This is a genomic window from Streptomyces sp. NBC_01294 (genome assembly GCF_035917235.1).
In the GTDB taxonomy this organism is placed as follows: domain Bacteria; phylum Actinomycetota; class Actinomycetes; order Streptomycetales; family Streptomycetaceae; genus Streptomyces; species Streptomyces caledonius.
Genome location: NZ_CP108423.1, coordinates 5,049,840 through 5,067,824, shown reverse-complemented (window position 1 = coordinate 5,067,824; position 17,985 = coordinate 5,049,840). Strand labels below are relative to the sequence as shown.

Below are 17,985 nucleotides of genomic sequence, written 5' to 3'. Positions count from 1 at the left end.
CTTTCGCCGGCCACGCGGTCGGCGCGCGGTCGGTACGCCGTCGGTGCGCGGTCCGTACGCCGTCGGTGCGCGGTCCGTACGCCGTCGGTGCGCGGTCCGTACGCCGTCGGTGCGCGACGCGGCGCGGGCGGCCTCCCCGGAGGGACGGCCGCCCGCGCCGCGCTGCGCCGCGTACGTGCTAGCCGGTGGCCTGGACCACCACCGTCTTGCCGACCTTGTCGTGCAGGCCCTGCTTGTACGGCTTGTCGACGAGGATCGAGACGATCAGCGCGATCGGCCACAGGCAGGGGCAGCAGAGCAGGGTCGGCAGCCAGAGCACCGCGGCGCGGCCCAGGGACGCGCCGGAGTTGGGCACGCTGCCGTCGTTGAGCATCGCGACGCGCATCCCCAACGCCCGCTTGCCGACCGTCTGTCCGCTCTTCTGCGTGAACCACCAGTCGTAGCCGAGGTACGCGACGATCGCGATCAGGGTCATCACCAGACCGGTGCCGCTGTACGACTTGGCGATGAGTTCGCTGACGTCCTCGCCCTGGTCCGTCTCGAAGCGGTACCGGCTCGTGCCGAAGGCCAGCTGGATGAGCGCCAGCGGGACGGCGACGATCAGCACGTCGATGATGCGCGCGGCCAGCCGCTTGCCGAAGTCCGCGAGCGGGGGCATCCCGGCGAGCGGATCGGGCATGCCGTAGCCGCCGCCACTGCCGTACGGGTCGCCGCCACCGCCGTACGGGGGCGGCGGGGGCGGATATCCCCCGCCGCCGCCCGCGCCTCCGGGAGGCGGGGGCGGCGTACCTCCGCTTCCGGGCGGCGGGCCGTACGGCGAACCGCCCGACGGAGGCGTCGGCTCCTGGGGCTTCTTGAGGAACGGGTCGTCCTCGGGCGGCTGGCCCGGCGGCGGCTGGTCGGTACTCATGGCCCGAGTCGAACCCGGCTCCGCCGACCCCGCAACGGGACCGCGTCCATCCGGGGGAGGGGCCCGCCACGGCGCCCCGAAGACACGCCCTAGCGGGCCACGTACGTCTTGGCCGCCTTGTCGTGCCAGCCCTGGCGGCTCGGGCGGTCCACGAGGCACCAGAGGCTGCCGGGGAGGCCCAGGAAGGCGTACATGAGCCAGCGGCGCAGGGCCGCGCCGAAGGAGGGCGGGCGCTGGGTGGAGGCGGCCAGCACCCGGACACCGAGCAGCTTCTTGCCCGGGGTGCGGCCCCAACGGGCCGTGGGCAGCGCCTCGTACAGGATCCCGAAGAGGAGGACCGCGCCGAGGACCAGGCCCACGTGGCCGGCGATGGTCCCGTCGAAGAGCCAGACGGTGGTGGTGCGGCCGCTCGCCCGGGCGGCGTCCACCTTGGCCTGTACGTGGGCGGTCGCCTCGGGCAGGAGGAGCCGGGCGACCCCCGCCGCGACGGCGGCGTAGACGAGGGAGTCCAGGGCGCGGGCCACGGCCCGGCGGGTCAGCCCGGCGGGGCGCGCGGCCCGTTCGGCCATCCGCTCGAACACGGCCCGGGGCGTACCGGTGCCCGCCGGGCGGGAGGCGGAGGCGGAGGAAGAGGCGCCGGGGCGGGCCCCCTCGCCTCCGCGCGGCTCCCAGGTCCGGGGCCGGGGCTCCGCCGGGGCGGTCGCGGCGGGGAGCGGCACCTTCGGGCGGACCCCCGCGGGCCGGGGAGCCCACACCTCGGGGCGCGGGGTCGCGGCGGGCTCGGCGGCGGCGGGGCGGGCAGTCGCTGCGGGCTCGGCGGGGGCGGGGCCGCGCCGCAGGGCCTCGGAGCTCCGGGGCTTCCGGCTCGCCGGTGCGGCGGGCGCCTGGGGCCGGGACGGCGCGGGGGCGGCGGCCGCCTCGGGCCAGGAGGACGTGAGCCCGGACCCGCCGGCTCCGGGGGCGTCGGGCCACTGCGGAGCCGGGGGCCGGGTGGCGGGGGCGGCAACGTTCGGGGCGGGAGCGGCCTGGGCCGGTGCGGCCTGGGCCGGTGCGGCCTGGGCCGGGCGCTGGGCGGCCGGGGAACGCGCCGACAGGATCCCCGCAGCTCCCGCGGGGGCCTGCACGGAGGCCTGCACGGGGGCCTGCACGGGGGCCTGCGCGGGGAGTCTCGCGGGCGCCGCCGCGGCAGCCGCCGTACGGGCCAGGGAGATCCCGGCCGACCGCGCGGAGCCGGGCCCGGCCTCGGGCTCCGGCGGGCTGCCCCACGACACCCGGTGGTCGCGGGGCCCGCCGAAGCCGGCCTGGTGCAGGGGGTCGGCCTGCCACACCACGGGCTCGGCGACGGCAGCAGAAGCGGAGCCGGAGGCGGAGGCGTCGGAGGACACGGCGCCCGGGCCGGGGGCGGGCTCCGGCAGCGCCTCGGTCACGGAGGTCTCGTCCAGGAACACCGGCCCCGTCTCGTCGGGGCGGGAGGCGCGGGAGGCCGCGAAGAACGGGGAGACCTGGGCGACGGGGGACACGGGTGCGGCGACCGGAGCAGGGGCGGGCACGGGTGCGGGCACAGGAGCGGGCACGGGCGCAGGAGCCGCCTGCGCGGCAGGCGCCGAAGCCGCGGCAGGGCGGCTCGTACCCGGAACCCAGCCCGCTCCGTTCCAGTACCGGATGTACCCGGGGATGGACGGATCGGGGTAGTAGCCCTCGCGGGCCGCGTGCTCGCCGTCACCAGGGGAGGCCGTCAATGTCCCCAACTCCGATCGTGGCTTGAGGCATGTGCAGGGCAGGACCATAGCCAAGAACCACCCCCCGACAGGTCCGGTAACGGGAGATTGTCAACCTTCGAGCGAAACTCGGGCATGCGGCTATTTCCGGTCACCCGACAGAATCAAGCCAACTTTCGCTTCCTCGCCCGAGTCGCGTCATACCCGGGCGCATCGGCGCTCTCTTCGGGTGTGGGGTGCCATCCGGCCCCACGCACCGAACCGAAGTGAGGCCGTCATGCACCACCCCGTCATCGAGCGCGAGCTGGAACTGAAGCTGGTCCTGTCCCCCGAGCGCAGCATCCCCGTCCCCGCCCGGCTCCTCTACCTGACGGACGACCCGTACGCCGTCCACATCACCTTCCACACCGGCTCCAACACCCCGGTCAACTGGACCTTCGCCCGCGAGCTGCTCGTCGAGGGGGTGTTCCGCCCGTGCGGCCACGGCGACGTCCGGATCTGGCCGACGAAGGTCGACAACAAGGCCGTGCTCTGCATGGCGCTCAGCTCCCCCGACGGCGATGCCCTCCTGGAGGCCCCCGCCGTCTCCGTTTCGGCCTGGCTGGAGCGCACCCTGCGCGTGGTCCCGCCCGGCAGCGAGTCCGAACGGCTCGGCCTGGACGCGGCGCTGGCCGAGCTGCTCACCCCCACCCCGGCCGACGACCTGTGGCTGCGGGATCCGTGGCCGTCGGACGAGTCGGCGGACGGGGACCTCTGATGCCGGGCACCTCCGGACCCGGCCGCCCCGGTCCCCCCGGTCCCCCCGGTCCCCCCGGTCCCCCCGAGCGGCCCGGTCCCCCCGAGCGGCCCCGCCGCCCCGACCTCGTACGGTCAGAAGAGCTTGCCCGGGTTGAGCAGCCCCAGCGGGTCGAAGGCCTGCTTGACGGCGCGCTGCATCTCCAGTCCCACCGGGCCGAGTTCGCGGGCCAGCCACTCCTTCTTCAGCACGCCGACCCCGTGTTCGCCGGTGATGGTCCCGCCGAGGGCGAGGCCCAGCGCCATGATCTCCCCGAAGGACTGCCGGGCCCGCCGCGTCTCGTCCTCGTCGGCGGGGTCGAAGCAGACGATCGGGTGGGTGTTGCCGTCGCCCGCGTGCGCGCAGACCCCGATGAGCAGGTCGTGGGCGCGGGCGATGGCGGCCGTCCCGTCGAGCATCTCGCCGAGCCGCGAGCGCGGGACGCACACGTCGTCGATCATCGTCGCGGGCCGCAGGGCCTCCAGCGCGGGGAAGGACATCCGGCGGGCCTGGAGCAGCAGTTCCGACTCCGCCTCGTCCTCGGCGGGCACGACGGCGGTGGCCCCGGCGGCCGTGCACAGCTCCCCCACGGCCGCGAGGTCCTCGGGGGCGTGCGGGGTGTCGAAGGCGGCCAGGAGCAGGGCCTCGGTGGCCTCTGGCAGGCCCATCCTGCCGAGCGCGTTGACGGCCCGGACGGTCGTGCGGTCCATCAGTTCCAGCAGGGAGGGGGTCAGGCCCGCCTCCATGACGGCGCAGACGGCCTCGCAGGCGGCCGCGACGGAGGGGAACTCGGCGGCCAGCGCCAGCTGCCGGGGCGGCGCGGGCCGCAGGGCGAGCACGGCCTGGACGACGACGCCCAGGCTGCCCTCGGAGCCCACGAAGAGCCGGGTGAGGTCATATCCGGCGACGCCCTTGGCGGTGCGCCGGCCCGTGCGCAGCAGCCGCCCGTCGGCGAGGACCACGTCGAGGCCGAGCACGTACTCGGCGGTGACCCCGTACTTGACGCAGCACAGGCCCCCCGAGGCGGTGCCGATGTTGCCGCCGATGGTGCACTGCTCCCAGCTGGAGGGGTCGGGCGGGTAGTACAGGCCCCGTTCGGCGACGGCCCGTGAGAGGACGGCGTTCACCACGCCCGGCTCGACGACGGCGATCCGGTCGACGGCGCTGATCTCCAGGATCCGGTCCATCTTCACGAGGGACAGCACGATGCAGCCGTCGGAGGCGTTGGCGCCGCCCGACAGGCCCGTACGGGCACCCTGCGGGACGACGGGGATCCGTAGGGCGGTGGCGGTGCGCAGGACGTGCTGGACCTGTTCGACGGTCCGGGGCAGGACGACGGCGGCCGGGGTGCCGGCGGCGCAGAAGCTGGCCATGTCGGTGGCGTAGGAGGTGGTGACCTGGGGATCGGTGAGCAGCGCCTCGGCGGGGAGGCCGGCCAGCAGGCTCGTCCGCAGACGTGCGAAGAGATCGTCATCCATGGGACCAGCGTGGCACCCGGGGCCATCGGTGTGAACACGCCCGCGCCCCTCTTCGGACACCCCGGCATGCTCTTCATATTGACGCACAGTGACCCCATGGACCGTATCGACGAGGAATCGCAGACGCCGGCGCCGCCCGTGACCTTCACCGGCCGCAAGACGCTCGTGGCCGCCGCGGTCGCCGTGGTCCTGATCGCCGCGGCCCTGCTGATCCGGCCGGCCCGGACCGGTGACGACGCCCGTCCGCCGGACCCGAGCGAGCGGGCCGCGTCGGCGGTGGGCATGGGCGCGCCCGCGGCCGCGGTGGACCTGACGGCGCTGGTGGCGGACCGGGAGAAGTGGCTCGCGGCGCACGCGGACGACGACGCCTCGTGGGCGGTCCTCGGCGCCGCCTACCTCGAACAGGCACGGCGCACCACGAACTCGGGCTGGTACCCGAAGGCGGAGAAGGCGCTGAAGCGGTCGCTGGAGGTCCGCCCGGCCGAGAAGGGCAACTTCGACGCGATGACGGGCATGGGTGCGCTGGCCAATGCCCGGCGGGACTTCGGCACCGGCAAGAAGTGGGGCGAGCTCGTACGGGCGCAGGCGCCGAAGCGGTGGACGGCGTACCCGGTGCTGGTGGACGCGTACACCGGGCTCGGCGACTACAAGGACGCCCAGAAGGCGATGGAGCTGCTGCTGGAGCTGCGGCCGGGCCTGGCCGCGTACGTCAGGGCCTCGCAGGTGTACCGGGACCGCGGCTGGCGCGAGGACGCGGTGGTGGCGATGGAGCACGCGGCGGGCGCGGCGAAGGCCCCGGCGGAGAAGGCGTACGCGCTGTACCGGCTCGGGGAGCTGTCCTGGGAGCGGGGCGACGCGGTGGAGGCGCTGCGGCAGTACGAGGGCGCGCTGCGGACGGATCCGGCGCAGGCGGAGGCCCTGGGCGGCCGGGCCCGGGCGCTGGCCGCGCTGGGGCGCCACGGGGAAGCGGTGCGGGACTACCGGATGGCGCTGGGCCGGACCCCGGTGCCGCAGCTGGCGAGGGAACTGGGCGAGCTGCTGCAGTCGCTGGGGCGCGAGCAGGAGGCGCGCACGCCGTACGCCATGCTCGGCTCGATGATGACCCGGGACGGCGCGAACGGCGTCGACGACGACGTGCTGCTGGGCCTGTACGAGGCGGACCACGGCGATCCGGCGGCGGCGGTGCGGCGGCTGTCGGAGGAGTGGTCGCGGCACAAGAGCATGCAGGTCGCGGACGCGCTGGGGTGGGCGCTGCACAAGGCGGGCGAGGACGAGGCGGCGCTGGAGTACGCGAAGAAGGCCACGGAGCCGGGGCTGCGCAACGCCGACTTCGCGTACCACCGGGCGGTGATCGAGCGCGGCCTCGGCGACGAGGCGTCGGCCCGGCGCCACTTCCAGGAGGCCCTGCGGACGAACCCGCACTTCTCGCCGCTGCGCGGGCCGCTGGCGAAGCAGGCCCTGGCGTCGATCGGCCAGCCGCCGCCGGGCGGCCCGGAACACCTGAAGCCGGTCACTCCGTGGGTCGAGCCGGTCCTGCCGAAGCCCAGCCCGACACCGAAGCCCGAGTCGACCCCGAAGCCGAAGCCGTCACCGTCCTCGTCCACCACCTGACCCGCCCGCGGCCCTCCCCTCGCGGGGCCGCGGACACGTCACTCGGAGGACATTCCAGGCACTGCTTCAGCCCAGCCGGGCCACCTCCAGCCCCGCCGGGCCACCTCTGGCCCCGCCCGGCCTTCTCCAGCCCCGCCCGGCCTTCTCCAGCCCCGCCCGGCCACCTCTGGCCCAGCCGGGCCATCTCCAGCCCCGCCGGCGTTTGAGGCGATCTTTGAGCCCAGCCGGCGCTCGAGGCGCGCTCATCCAGCCCAGCCGGCGCTTGAGGCGCGCTCATCCAGCCCCGCCGGCGCTTGAGGCGCGCTCATCCAGCCCCGCCGGCGCTTGAGGCGCGGGGGTCCGGGGGCAGCGCCCCCGCGACGGCGCCGCACCCGGACACGGGCGGACCCCCTGGCGGCAGCCAGAGGGTCCGGCAACACGCGCAACCGACCTAGAGGTTGCCGCGCTTCTCCTGCTCCCGCTCGATCGCCTCGAACAGCGCCTTGAAGTTCCCCTTGCCGAAGCCCATCGAGCCGTGCCGCTCGATGATCTCGAAGAAGACCGTCGGACGGTCCTGCACCGGCTTGGTGAAGATCTGCAGCAGGTAGCCGTCCTCGTCGCGGTCGGCCAGGATCTTCAGCTCGCGCAGCTCGTCGATCGGCACCCGGGTGTCGCCGACCCACTCGCCGAGCGTGTCGTAGTAGCTGTCCGGCACGGACAGGAACTGGACGCCCGCCGCACGCATCATGCGCACCGTCGCGACGATGTCGTTCGAGGCCAGCGCGATGTGCTGGACACCGGGGCCGCCGTAGAACTCCAGGTACTCGTCGATCTGCGACTTCTTCTTCGCGATCGCCGGCTCGTTGATCGGGAACTTGACCTTCTTGGTGCCGTCCGCGACCACCTTGGACATCAGCGCCGAGTACTCGGTCGCGATGTCGTCGCCCACGAACTCCTTCATGTTCGTGAAGCCCATGACCTTGTTGTAGAACGCGACCCACTCGTTCATCCGGCCGAGTTCCACGTTGCCGACGCAGTGGTCGATGGCCTGGAAGGTCCGCTTGGCCGGCGGCGCGACCATCGGCTCGACGGCCACGTAGCCGGGAAGGTACGGGCCGGAGTAGTCGCCGCGCTCGACCAGCGTGTGGCGGGTCTGGCCGTACGTCGCGATCGCCGCGAGCACGACCGTGCCGTGCTCGTCCTTGACCTCGTGCGGCTCGTCCAGGCCGCGCGCGCCCTGCTCGACGGCGTAGGCGTACGCCGCGCGGACGTCCGGGACCTCGATCGCGAGGTCGATGACGCCGTCGCCGTGCTCGGCGACGTGCTCGGCGAGGAAGCGGCCGTGGTCGGTCGCCGGCTTGATGACCGAGGTCAGCACGAAGCGCGCGGAGCCGTTGGTCAGGACGTAGCTGGCCGTCTCGCGGCTGCCGTTCTCCGGTCCGGAGTAGGCCACGAGCTTCATGCCGAAGGCGGTCGAGTAGTAGTGCGCGGCCTGCTTGGCGTTGCCGACGGCGAAGACGACCGCGTCCATGCCCTTCACCGGGAAGGGGTCTGCCTCACGCGCGGTGTGCGGGGTGGTGTCGAGGGTCTCAGTCATGGACGCAGAGTCCCGCCGATCCACAAGCTGCGCAATAGTTTCCTATTTGGCTGTACAGACTGCCCAGCATGAGCGCAGGATGATTGAAACATCTGTGCACTATGACCACCTGCGAGCACACGTGGGCACCCGGAGGCTTCCATGGGCATCGACGAACTCGACGGCCGGCTCATCGTCCTGCTCGCCCGCGAGCCCCGGATCGGCGTCCTGGAGGCCTCGCGCCGTCTCGGCGTGGCCCGCGGCACCGTGCAGGCCCGCCTGGACCGGCTGCAGTCGAACGGGGTCATCCGCGGCTTCGGCCCGCAGGTCGACCCGACGGCCCTCGGGTATCCGGTGACCGCCTTCGCCACGCTGGAGATCAAGCAGGGACAGGGGGCCGACGTACGGGCCCACTTGGACGGGGTGCCGGAGGTGCTGGAGCTGCACACCACCACCGGGCACGGGGACATGCTGTGCCGGCTCGTGGCCCGGTCGAACGCCGACCTCCAGCGGGTGATCGACCGCGTCGTCGGGTTCGAGGGGATCGTCAGGGCGTCGACGGCGATCGTCATGGAGAACCCGGTCCCCCTGCGGATCATCCCCTTGGTCGAACAGGCGGCAGAGGACGACAGCCGGTCCTGAGCCCCCGACCGGGCTGGTTCCAAAGGAAGCGTTGCAAAGAAAGGCTTGCATAGAACCCTTTGCAACTCTAGAGTCGAGCCATGCCCGAGAAGCCCGAGCCCTTCGAGCCGGTCGCACCGGCAGAGCCCGTGGAGCCCAGCGTCCGCGTGCTCGACGCCCGCGCGCTGCGCGGCCTCGCCCACCCCCTGCGGATGCGTCTGCTGACCGTCCTGCGCCAGGACGGACCCGCGACCGCCTCTCAACTGGCCGAGCGCCTCGGCGAGTCCAGCGGCGCCACCAGCTACCACCTGCGCCAGCTCGGCGCGCACGGCTTCGTCGAGGACGCGCCCGGGCACGGCAAGGGCCGCGAGCGCTGGTGGCGGGCCTCCCACGACGCCACCCTCTTCGACGAGACGTTGGTGGACGAGTCCGACCCGGCCACGCGCGGCGCGGCCGACGTGTTCCTGCACGAGATCGCCACGATCCACGCGCAGGAGGTCGGCACCTGGCTCGCCACCGGGCACACCTGGTCCGCGGGCTGGCGGCGCGCCTCCGACTTCAGCGACTTCACGCTGCGGCTGACCGCCGAGCAGACCGATGAACTGGTCCACCGGCTGCACGACGTGATCAACAGCTACCGCGACCTGCCCGAGGCGGAGGGCACGCAGACGGTCCGCTTCCACACGCACGCCCTCCCGCGCAACGCCGACGCCTAGCCACCCCTCCCTCACACCGCACCGTAGGAGTCCTGTCGTGCACGCCTTACCCATACCGAGCGCCGTATGAGCCGGCGCCCGCTGGTCGCCGTCCTGGCAGCCAACACCATTTCCACGGCCGGGAGTTCGCTCACCCTGATCGGCGTCCCGTGGTTCGTCCTGCAGACCACGGGCAGCGCCGGCCGGGCCGGGGTCGTCGCCTTCTGCGCCACCCTGCCCGTCGTCGTGGCCGCCCTGGTCGGCGGACCGGTCATCGACCGGATCGGCCGCCGCCGGGTGTCCGCCGCCTCCGACCTGATCTGCGGACTGTCGGTCGGCGCGATCCCGCTCCTGCATCACACGGGCGCGCTGGAGTTCTGGATGCTGTGCGCGCTGATGGCCCTCGGCGGCCTCGTGCACACCCCGGGACTGACCGCCCGCCACGTGCTCCTGCCGAACCTGGCCGAGCACGCCGGCACCACCATCACCCGGGCCGCCGGCCTCTACGACGCGGTCTCGCGCGGTGCGCGGATGATCGGGGCCGCGGTGGCCGGCGTACTGATCGCGGCGTTCGGCGCCGAGACCGTCCTGATGGTGGACGCGGCGACCTACGGAGTGTCGGCGCTGCTGGTCACCGCCTTCCTGCGCGGGGTCCCCGCCGCCGAACCGCAACGGGCCGCCGGGAAGGTGTCGTTCGGGGCCTACCGCGCCGAACTCGCCGAGGCCTGGGCCTTCCTGAGCCGCTCACGGCTGCTGATGGGCATCACGGTGATGGTCATGATGACCAACGGCCTGGACCAGGGCTGGTCCTCGGTCCTGCTGCCCGTGCACGGCCGGGACGCCCTCGGCGGCGCCACCGCGCTCGGCCTGATGATCTCCCTCTTCGGCGGCTTCGCGCTGCTGGGCGCCCTGCTCTACGGGATGTGGGGCGAGCGGTTCCCGCGCCGTGCGGTGTTCGCGGCGGCCTTCCTGGTCTCCGGGGCGACCCGGTACGTGGTGGCGGCGTTCACCGACACGACGCTGCCGCTCGCGGTGACGATGGCCCTGGCCGGCCTGGGCGCGGGCATGCTCAACCCGATCCTGACCACGGTCATGTACGAGCGGGTGCCGGAGGAGCTGCGCAGCCGTGTCTCGGGGGTGACCACGGCGGGCTGCGAGCTGACGATGCCGCTGGGCGGACTCGCGGCGGGCCTGCTGGTCGACGGGTTCGGAGTCGGCACGGCGCTGCTGCTGTTCGGCGGCACGTACCTGCTGACGACGCTGGCCCCGCTGGTCTTCCCGGCCTGGCGCGGCCTGGACCGGGGGCCGGGCGTCAGCAGGACGGGGCGGCCTCTCCCCGGTTCAGCGCGCGAAGAGAGTTCACCGCATCCGTCAGCGAAGTGACGGGGACCAGCCGCAGCCCCTCGGGGAGCTCCGCCTGGGCGTCCGCGCACTCGGCCTTCGGTACGAGAAACACGCTCGCCCCGTCGCGCCGCGCGGCCTGGGTCTTCAGGGCCACACCGCCGACGGCGCCGACCGTGCCGTCGGCGGTGATGGTGCCCGTACCGGCGATGTTGCGTCCGCCGGTGAGGTCGCCGCCGCTGCCGTCGCCGTCGAGCTTGTCGACGATGCCGAGGGAGAAGAGGAGCCCGGCGCTCGGCCCGCCGACGTCGGCGAGGTTGAGCGCGACCTTCACGTCCTTGGGGTCCTTGTGGAGATAGCCGAGGGCGGCGTCGGCGGCGGCCGACTGCGACTGGGCCATCTCTTCCAGGTTGTGCTTCTCGATCTCCTCGTCGGTTCCGCCCGAGGAGTAGACGGCCTCCCTGGGCAGGACCGCCTGATCGGTCTTGAACCAGTGCCCGACCAGCTCGTGCAGCTTCATGGTCGAGGACGGACCGGTGGCCTGGATGGTGGTCATGCGCAGCTGGCCCTTGGTCTCCCGGACGGGGGCTCCGGTGACGGTGATGACCTGCTTGCCCTTGTCGGAGCCCAGCACGTCGGCCGTCAGCCCCGGCACGGCGACCACGAAGGGCAGCGGCGCGAAGGCCGCGGCGGCGAACAGCCCGAGCACGGGCACGGCGCAGACGGCCAGGGCGGCGGCACGCGGCAGACGCGAGAAACGAGAGAGCACCCGCCCAATCTATCCGCCCCGGCCCCCACCACAGCCCCGGCAACCCCCACCAGCCCCACCGGGCCAATTCAGCCCCACCGGGCAATTCCAGCCCCGCCCGGCAATTCCAGCCCCGCCGGCGTTTGAGGCGCGCCGTTCAGCCCCGCCGGCGTTTGAGGCGCGGGGGCCCGGGGGCAGCGCCCCCGCAACGGCGCCGCACCCGGCAGCGCACCGGCACCGGCACCGGCACCGGCACCCACAGCCCCGCCAAGCCCGCGGCTCAGCGCAACGCGTCGGCGACCTCACGCGCCGCGTCGACCACCCGCGGCCCCACCCGCTCCGGCACCGCGTCGGCCAGCATCACGACGCCGACGCTGCCCTCCAGCCCGGTGATGCCCACGAGCGGCGCGGCCGCGCCGCTGGCGCCCGCTTCGAGCTCTCCGTGGGTCAGCGTGTACCCCGGCTCGATCAGGGAGCCCTGACGGGCGGCCAGAATGGCCCGTCCGGCGGCCCCGCGGTCCAGCGGGTGGCGGAAGCCGGCCCGGTAGGCCACGTGGTAGTCCGTCCAGGTCGGCTCCACGACGGCGACGGCGAGCGCCTCGGTCCCGTCGACGAGGGTCAGGTGCGCGGTGGCACCTATGTCCTCGGCGAGCGACCGCAGCGCGGGCAGGGCTGCCTCCCGTACGAGCGGATGGACCTGTCGGCCCAGCCGCAGCACGCCGAGCCCGACGCGGGCCCGGCCGCCGAGGTCGCGGCGGACCAGGGCGTGCTGTTCGAGGGTGGCGAGGAGCCGGTAGACCACGGTGCGGTTCACACCGAGTCGGTTGGAGAGCTCGGTGACGGTCAGACCGTGGTCGGTGTCGGCGAGCAGTTTGAGGACTCTGAGCCCTCTGTCGAGAGTCTGGGAGGTTTCCGCGGTCACGACGCCTCTCCCTCTTTCGGTGGGCGGCGGTGACTCTCGGGGTGGCGCGCCGCCGGTCCCGCGGCGGCGCACGGAGAGGCCGCCGGTAGCGGCCATGGCACCGGCTGCGCTCCCGCGGCGGCGCTGCCACGGTGCGTTCGATGCGGGGACAGTAGCGAGCGGGTCCGCTCAGCGGAAGGGCTCGTCCAGAATCCGGGCGCCTGCTACCTGTTTATGCCGGTTCCTGATCGGTGCCAGTGTCGATTCGTAACCTCAATTGCCACAGGACGCCTTTACGGCCCCATTACTCTGAGCATGTTCAAAACGATAGTGATCGGCCCCCGGGGGGATGCGCCCACCCGCACCTGGAGCATGAGGGGGGTTCACCTCGGGTGCCGGCTGGAGCGAGTTCTCCCTGCACGTGGACAACTCGGGCCGCGAGGCGGTCGACGACTACTCGCTCGAACTGGTCCTCTGGACGCTCGACACCTTCGGCTGGGAGGCGGGCGACATCCAGACGGAGGTCTACGCGCCCGATTCCAAGGGCACCTGGGGCTGGCACGCCGTCGAGGCGTACGGATCCGAGGAGGTGTACTCCCTGAGCCTCGCCGACGTCGATGTCGAAAAGAACGAGGTCTTCGACCTCAAGCTTCGGATGAAGTTCGGCAAGGACACCCCGCCCACCCGCTTCTCCCTCTCGACGACCGCCGAGGGCGGGACCGCGGACCGCGTCCGGTACGAGTCCAAGGTCACCGGTCCCCAGCTGGAGGAGAAGGAGGGCCCGAAGCTCGCGCTGCAGGGCCTGCCGGCGGGCGGCTTCACGGCCGGCGGCGCCTGGCAGCCGTTCTCGCTGAGCGTCGACAACTCCGGCAAGGAGAAGATCGACCGGTACGGCTTCACGTTCATCTTCGACAACGCCGCCAACAGCCTCCAGTCGCGCCACCTCGACCTCGAGGTCTGGGACGGCGAGCGCTGGGTCCCGAGCGAGTACGCGGCCGAGGTGGTCTTCGCCTACAACTCGATCCTCCCGGCGCGCACGGGCAACCAGCCCACGCCCGACGGCGGCACCAAGCCGATCGCCGACGGCAACGGCAACGGCAACGGCAACGGCAACGGCAACAGCACGTCGCCCACCACAGGCGGCCGGCTGGCCGAGACCGGCACCGACGCCGCCACCAGCTGGGCCCTCGGCGGCGCCGGGATCGCGCTCGCCATGAGTGCGGCGCTCGTCGCCGGCACCGGCAGGCGCCGCCGCCCCACCGCGTAGGGCCGGTCACACGCGAACGGGGTCCGTGCGATGCTCCGCACGGACCCCGTCCCCTGTTCTGTATGAGCTCACCCTCGGTGCGAACTCACCTCATGCGGGTGGCCCACTCCTGCACCTTCTTGATCCGCTCGCGCAGCTGCCCCGCGGTCGCCTCCGCGCTCGGCGGCCCGCCGCACACCCGGCGCAGCTCCGTGTGGATCACCCCGTGCGGCTTCCCGCTCTGGTGGACGTACGCGCCCACCATCGTGTTCAGCGACTTCCGCAGCTCCAGCAGCTCCTTGTGCGAGACCACCGGACGCCGGTCGGCCGGCAGCTCCAGCAGGTCCGCCTCCGCGTCGGGCTTGCGCCGGCTGTGCGCGATCTGCCGCGACTGCCGCTTCTGCAGCAGCATCTGCACCTGGTCCGGCTCCAGCAGCCCGGGGATGCCGAGGTAGTCCTGCTCCTCCTCGCTGCCCGGGTGCGCCTGCATGCCGAACTCGGCGCCGTCGTACAGCACCCGGTCGAAGACGGCGTCGGACTCCAGCGCCTCGAAGGACATCTGCTCGTCCTCGCCGGTGTCCTCGTCCTCCTGCTTGTTCGCCTCGTCCATCTCCTTCTCGGACTCGGCGTACGGATCCTCCTCGCCCTGCTTCTTCGGCTTGTCGAGGACGTGGTCGCGCTCGACCTCCATCTCGTTGGCGAAGCCGAGGAGGTAGGGAATGGTCGGAAGGAACACGGAGGCCGTCTCGCCGCGCCGGCGCGAACGCACGAAGCGCCCGACGGCCTGGGCGAAGAACAGCGGGGTGGAGATCGTCGTCGCGTACACGCCGACCGCGAGGCGCGGCACGTCGACGCCCTCGGACACCATGCGGACCGCGACCATCCAGCGGCTGCCGTCCGCGCTGAACTCGTCGATCCGCTTCGAGGCGCCGGTGTCGTCGGAGAGCACCACGGTCGCCTTGCTGCCGGTGATCTCCCGCAGCAGCTTGGCGTAGGCGCGCGCCGAGTCCTGGTCGGCGGCGATGACGAGGCCGCCCGCGTCCGGGATGCCCTTCCTGACCTCCGTCAGCCGCTGGTCGGCGGCGCGCAGCACGTTCGGCATCCAGTCGCCGCGCGGGTCCAGCGCCGTGCGCCAGGCCTGCGAGATGGCGTCCTTGGTCATCGGCTCGCCGAGCCGGGCGGCGATCTCGTCGCCGGCCTTGGTCCGCCAGCGCATGTTGCCGCTGTAGGAGAGGAAGATGACAGGCCGGACGACGCCGTCGCCGAGCGCGTTGCCGTAGCCGTAGGTGTAGTCGGCGGACGACCGCCGGATGCCGTCGTTGCCCTCTTCGTAGGTGACGAAGGGGATGGGGTTGGTGTCGGACCGGAAGGGCGTGCCGGTCAGGGCCAGGCGCCGGGTCGCCGGGTCGAAGGCCTCCTGGCAGGCCTCGCCCCAGGACTTCGAGTCGCCGGCGTGGTGGATCTCGTCGAGGATCACCAGGGTCTTGCGCTGCTCGCAGCGGTTGCGGTGCAGCATCGGCCGCACGCCGACACCGGCGTAGGTGACGGCGACCCCGTGGTAGTCCTTGCTGAGCGGTCCGGCGGAGTACTCGGGGTCGAGTCGGATGCCTATCCTCGCCGCCGCCTCCGCCCACTGCTTCTTGAGGTGTTCGGTCGGCGCGACCACGGTCACCTGCTGGACGACGTGGTGGTGCAGCAGCCAGGAGGCGAGGGTCAGCGCGAAGGTGGTCTTGCCTGCGCCGGGCGTCGCGACCGCGAGGAAGTCCCGCGGCTGGGTCTGGATGTAGCGGTCCAGCGCCCCCTGCTGCCAGGCGCGCAGCGCACTGGCGGTACCCCAGGGGGCACGGCCGGGGAAGGCGGGTGAGAGGTGGTGGGAGGCGGTAGTAGTCACGGTCTCCGGTTCGTGCTCTCGGTGTATCTGGTACGGGTGGCAGGCAGTCGTACGTAGGACAACCGGGCCACCCTACCGGGACGGGCCCGCCCCTCGCGGAGGGACAGGCCCGTGACCTCGGCGGGTGCGGCGAGCGTCACATCGCTTCGTGCAGCGACCGGAGCCGGCGCGCGATCTGCGCCACGTCCTCGAGGCTGCCGGTCGCCACTTCGATCACCAGCTTGTACGACTCGTCCTGGTCGACGTCGATCATGTCGGTCCCGTTGAAGTCGAGGAACACGACGGTGCACATCCACGCCATGCGCTTGTTGCCGTCGACCAAGGGGTGATTGACGGCGAGCGACTGGAGCAGTGCGCCCGCCTTCTCGAACAGGTCCGTGTACGCCTCGACCCCGAACATCTGCGACTGCGGCCGGTGCACGGCGGAGCTGAGCAGGCCCAGGTCGCGGACCGCGACCTGCTGTCCCGCCATGGCGAGCTCAGCCAGGTCCAGGGCTTCCTGGACGGTCAGGTACTTCACTCACTCCCCCAGGCGGCGCAGCAGGTCGGCGTGACCCTTGGCGTATTTCTCGCCCAGCCGGCGGACCGTCTCGCGATCCGCCTCCTGGTCGAGATAGCGGTCGATCGCCTGAAGCACTATGGCGTGCATACTGCGGCCCTCCTCCTCAGCGCGGATCTTGAGGGCCTCTTGCTGGTCGTCACGGAGACGCAGGTTCATCGCCATACCAAAACGGTACCACCAGGGTGGGGCCACCGTGGTACTACATTGCGGCAGGCGCTGGGACGGGCTCCAGCCGGGTCGCGACCCAGGCCCCCACCAGCGCCACGCACGCCATCGGCAGGAACACCACGACGAACGCGGCGGGGTGCGAGGCCGTGCCCCCGGCGGTGACGGCGTGCGCGGCGCCCACCGCGCCGCCCCCCAGTGCGGCGAAGGCGGCGCCCCCGCCGGCCAGCAGCACCACGTTCGCCAGCGCGTCCGAGATCTGCAGCGAGGCGGAGTTCGAGCCCGCCTCCTCCGGCGCCGACAGCTTCAGCAGCAGCACGCTCGTCGAGCCGATCACCAGCCCCATGCCGAGGCAGCCGACCGCCCAGGCCAGCGCCAGCGTCCACACCGGCACGGACTCGATCAGCACGGCGGGGGCCGCGGCGATGGCGAGCGCCACCAGCACCATGCCGGTCACCATGAGCCGTTCCCGGTACGGGGCCATCCGCCCCTTCGACTGCACCCACGAGCCGCCCGCCCAGGTCACCCCGCCGAGCGCGAGGGAGAACCCGGCCATCGTCGGGCTCAGCCCCCGCTGGGTGACCAGCATCAGCGGTACGAAGCTCTCCGCCGCGATGAAGGAACCCGCGGCCACCCCGCGCAACAGCACCACGGACGGCAGTCCGCGCCGCGCCCGGTAGGTCCCGCGCGGCAGCAGCCCGAGCACGGCGGGCACCAGCAGGGCCGCGCCGGCGATGCCCGGTGCCAGCGACAGCCACCGCAGGTCCTGGGCGGCGTACTGGAGGAGACCCGCGCCCGCCGAGATGCCGAGGGCCAGCCGGATCCGGCGCCGGTCGAAGGCCGCGGGCGGCGCGTCGGGGTCGACGGGCCCGGACGCGGTCCGCCGTATCGCGGGCAGGGCCACGATCAGCGGTACGACGACGAGCGCCGGTATCCCGAGGAACACCCACCGCCAGCCGAGGTGCTCGGTGACCGTGCCCGAGGCCAGCGGGCCGACGATCGAGGGGACCACCCAGCACGCGGCGAAGGCGGCCATGATGGCGGGGCGCACGCGCTCCTCGTAGGCCCGGCTGACCACCACGTACAGGGCGACGATGACCAGCCCGCCGCCGAAGCCCTGCACGGCCCGGCCCAGGACGAACACCCACATGGCCCCGGCGGTCCCGGAGACGACGAGCCCCGAGGCGAACGAGGCGATGCCGACGGCCAGCGGCCGCAGCGGCCCCTGCCGGTCCGCCCACTGCCCGGCCAGGACCATGCCGAAGAGGCTGGTCGTGAAGTAGGCGGAGAAGGCGAACGCGTAGAGCCCGATCCCGTCCAGCTCCCGCGCGGCGACGGGCATGGCCGTGCCCACGGCGGTGGCCTCGAAGGCGATCAGGAAGACGACGGAGATGATCCCGATGCTGATCGTCCGGTACGCGGGCCCCAGGATCCCGTCCTGCGGCAGGGGCGGGACCGGCGCGGTTCTCTGGGGCACACGGGGTTCTAGGGCGCTCATCGCCCCAGAGTAAGGTGCGTACCCGCTCTGTGACCCTGTCAATTCGACGGATCCCGCCCTGGTCCCCGAGACCTAGTCCCACGGTCCCGTGTGAACGCGGCATGGCAGTCACATTGCGGCGCCCCCGAAGCCCTTCCCCGCCCCGGGGACCCCCCGTACGGTCATGGACATCACCACCTCACAGCCGTGTGCCCGAGTGGTTGAGGGACTCGCCTGCAAAGCGAGTTACGCCGGTTCGATTCCGGTCACGGCTTCTAATGGCCCGACCAG

General features: G+C 72.9%; 16 protein-coding genes and 1 tRNA gene. 7 read left to right on the top strand and 10 right to left on the bottom strand.

Annotated elements, in window-relative coordinates; genetic code table 11:
- Positions 1–178 precede the first annotated feature (178 nt).
- Both OG534_RS22925 and OG534_RS22920 read right to left on the bottom strand, forming a co-directional pair.
- A complete protein-coding gene (locus OG534_RS22925) occupies positions 179–910 on the bottom strand; it encodes an RDD family protein (protein ID WP_326590296.1) in 732 nt (243 codons plus the stop codon).
- 89 nt (positions 911–999) lie between these two features.
- A complete protein-coding gene (locus OG534_RS22920; protein WP_326590294.1) occupies positions 1,000–2,649 on the bottom strand; it encodes an RDD family protein in 1,650 nt (549 codons plus the stop codon).
- A 256-nt stretch (positions 2,650–2,905) separates the two neighbouring features.
- On the opposite strand from OG534_RS22920, the gene OG534_RS22915 reads away from it, so the two are divergent.
- Entirely contained in the window at positions 2,906–3,385 is a 480-nt protein-coding gene (locus OG534_RS22915) for an SsgA family sporulation/cell division regulator (protein WP_326590291.1), read from the top strand.
- Positions 3,386–3,498: 113 nt separating this feature from the next.
- Here the strand turns inward: OG534_RS22915 and OG534_RS22910 are convergent, their stop codons facing one another.
- Positions 3,499–4,881 (bottom strand): FAD-binding oxidoreductase, encoded by a 1,383-nt coding sequence (locus OG534_RS22910; RefSeq protein WP_326590290.1) that lies wholly within the window; start codon positions 4,879–4,881, stop codon positions 3,499–3,501.
- A gap of 96 nt (positions 4,882–4,977) precedes the next feature.
- Between OG534_RS22910 and OG534_RS22905 the strand changes: the two genes are divergently transcribed.
- The gene (locus tag OG534_RS22905; protein ID WP_326590289.1) at positions 4,978–6,492 is read left to right on the top strand and encodes a tetratricopeptide repeat protein; all 1,515 of its coding nucleotides are present in this window, start codon (positions 4,978–4,980) and stop codon (positions 6,490–6,492) included.
- Between the two features lie 430 nt (positions 6,493–6,922).
- Here the strand turns inward: OG534_RS22905 and hppD are convergent, their stop codons facing one another.
- On the bottom strand, positions 6,923–8,068 hold the full coding sequence (gene hppD, locus OG534_RS22900) for a 4-hydroxyphenylpyruvate dioxygenase (RefSeq protein WP_326590287.1): 1,146 nt from the start codon (positions 8,066–8,068) through the stop codon (positions 6,923–6,925).
- A gap of 141 nt (positions 8,069–8,209) precedes the next feature.
- Between hppD and OG534_RS22895 the strand changes: the two genes are divergently transcribed.
- The 3 genes from OG534_RS22895 (at position 8,210) to OG534_RS22885 (ending at position 10,746) form a co-directional block, all read left to right on the top strand.
- Positions 8,210–8,689 carry an Lrp/AsnC family transcriptional regulator gene (locus tag OG534_RS22895; RefSeq protein ID WP_326590286.1) on the top strand — a complete coding sequence of 160 codons (480 nt, stop codon included), beginning with the start codon at positions 8,210–8,212 and terminating at the stop codon, positions 8,687–8,689.
- Positions 8,690–8,769: 80 nt separating this feature from the next.
- Complete coding sequence (locus OG534_RS22890; RefSeq protein ID WP_326590285.1) at positions 8,770–9,384, top strand: ArsR/SmtB family transcription factor; 615 nt, start codon at positions 8,770–8,772, stop codon at positions 9,382–9,384.
- 66 nt (positions 9,385–9,450) lie between these two features.
- Positions 9,451–10,746: an MFS transporter gene (locus OG534_RS22885; RefSeq protein WP_326590283.1), complete on the top strand. Its 1,296-nt coding sequence runs from the start codon at positions 9,451–9,453 to the stop codon at positions 10,744–10,746.
- On the opposite strand, the gene OG534_RS22880 is transcribed toward OG534_RS22885, so the two are convergent.
- Both OG534_RS22880 and OG534_RS22875 read right to left on the bottom strand, forming a co-directional pair.
- Positions 10,676–11,473 carry a S16 family serine protease gene (locus OG534_RS22880; protein ID WP_326590282.1) on the bottom strand — a complete coding sequence of 266 codons (798 nt, stop codon included), beginning with the start codon at positions 11,471–11,473 and terminating at the stop codon, positions 10,676–10,678. The two genes, OG534_RS22885 and OG534_RS22880, sit on opposite strands and share 71 nt — an antisense overlap.
- Before the next feature lie 259 nt (positions 11,474–11,732).
- Positions 11,733–12,374, bottom strand: coding sequence for an IclR family transcriptional regulator (locus tag OG534_RS22875; protein ID WP_007264382.1), 642 nt, complete (start codon positions 12,372–12,374; stop codon positions 11,733–11,735).
- A gap of 400 nt (positions 12,375–12,774) precedes the next feature.
- On the opposite strand from OG534_RS22875, the gene OG534_RS22870 reads away from it, so the two are divergent.
- Positions 12,775–13,620 (top strand): hypothetical protein, encoded by an 846-nt coding sequence (locus tag OG534_RS22870; protein ID WP_326590279.1) that lies wholly within the window; start codon positions 12,775–12,777, stop codon positions 13,618–13,620.
- 85 nt (positions 13,621–13,705) lie between these two features.
- Here OG534_RS22870 and OG534_RS22865 read toward each other — a convergent pair whose 3' ends face one another.
- The 4 genes from OG534_RS22865 to OG534_RS22850 all read right to left on the bottom strand — a co-directional run bounded on the left by OG534_RS22865 (position 13,706) and on the right by OG534_RS22850 (position 17,715).
- On the bottom strand, positions 13,706–15,490 hold the full coding sequence (locus tag OG534_RS22865) for a DEAD/DEAH box helicase (protein WP_326590277.1): 1,785 nt from the start codon (positions 15,488–15,490) through the stop codon (positions 13,706–13,708).
- A gap of 136 nt (positions 15,491–15,626) precedes the next feature.
- Positions 15,627–16,010 (bottom strand): type II toxin-antitoxin system death-on-curing family toxin, encoded by a 384-nt coding sequence (locus OG534_RS22860; RefSeq protein WP_326590276.1) that lies wholly within the window; start codon positions 16,008–16,010, stop codon positions 15,627–15,629.
- A complete protein-coding gene (locus tag OG534_RS22855; protein ID WP_326593769.1) occupies positions 16,011–16,208 on the bottom strand; it encodes an Arc family DNA-binding protein in 198 nt (65 codons plus the stop codon).
- A gap of 43 nt (positions 16,209–16,251) precedes the next feature.
- The gene (locus OG534_RS22850) at positions 16,252–17,715 is read right to left on the bottom strand and encodes an MFS transporter (protein WP_326590275.1); all 1,464 of its coding nucleotides are present in this window, start codon (positions 17,713–17,715) and stop codon (positions 16,252–16,254) included.
- Between the two features lie 182 nt (positions 17,716–17,897).
- Here OG534_RS22850 and OG534_RS22845 point away from each other — a divergent pair.
- Positions 17,898–17,969: transfer RNA gene (locus OG534_RS22845), tRNA-Cys, on the top strand.
- Positions 17,970–17,985: the final 16 nt, after the last annotated feature.

What these genes read in the sequence shown, in the direction of transcription:
- OG534_RS22925 (WP_326590296.1), bottom strand. Translation starts at nt 910, where the DNA reads ATGAGTACCGACCAGCCGCCGCCGGGCCAGCCGCCCGAGGACGACCCG.
- OG534_RS22915 (WP_326590291.1), top strand. Translation starts at nt 2,906, where the DNA reads ATGCACCACCCCGTCATCGAGCGCGAGCTGGAACTGAAGCTGGTCCTG.
- OG534_RS22910 (WP_326590290.1), bottom strand. Translation starts at nt 4,881, where the DNA reads ATGGATGACGATCTCTTCGCACGTCTGCGGACGAGCCTGCTGGCCGGC.
- OG534_RS22905 (WP_326590289.1), top strand. Translation starts at nt 4,978, where the DNA reads ATGGACCGTATCGACGAGGAATCGCAGACGCCGGCGCCGCCCGTGACC.
- hppD (WP_326590287.1), bottom strand. Translation starts at nt 8,068, where the DNA reads ATGACTGAGACCCTCGACACCACCCCGCACACCGCGCGTGAGGCAGAC.
- OG534_RS22895 (WP_326590286.1), top strand. Translation starts at nt 8,210, where the DNA reads ATGGGCATCGACGAACTCGACGGCCGGCTCATCGTCCTGCTCGCCCGC.
- OG534_RS22890 (WP_326590285.1), top strand. Translation starts at nt 8,770, where the DNA reads ATGCCCGAGAAGCCCGAGCCCTTCGAGCCGGTCGCACCGGCAGAGCCC.
- OG534_RS22885 (WP_326590283.1), top strand. Translation starts at nt 9,451, where the DNA reads ATGAGCCGGCGCCCGCTGGTCGCCGTCCTGGCAGCCAACACCATTTCC.
- OG534_RS22855 (WP_326593769.1), bottom strand. Translation starts at nt 16,208, where the DNA reads ATGAACCTGCGTCTCCGTGACGACCAGCAAGAGGCCCTCAAGATCCGC.
- OG534_RS22850 (WP_326590275.1), bottom strand. Translation starts at nt 17,715, where the DNA reads ATGAGCGCCCTAGAACCCCGTGTGCCCCAGAGAACCGCGCCGGTCCCG.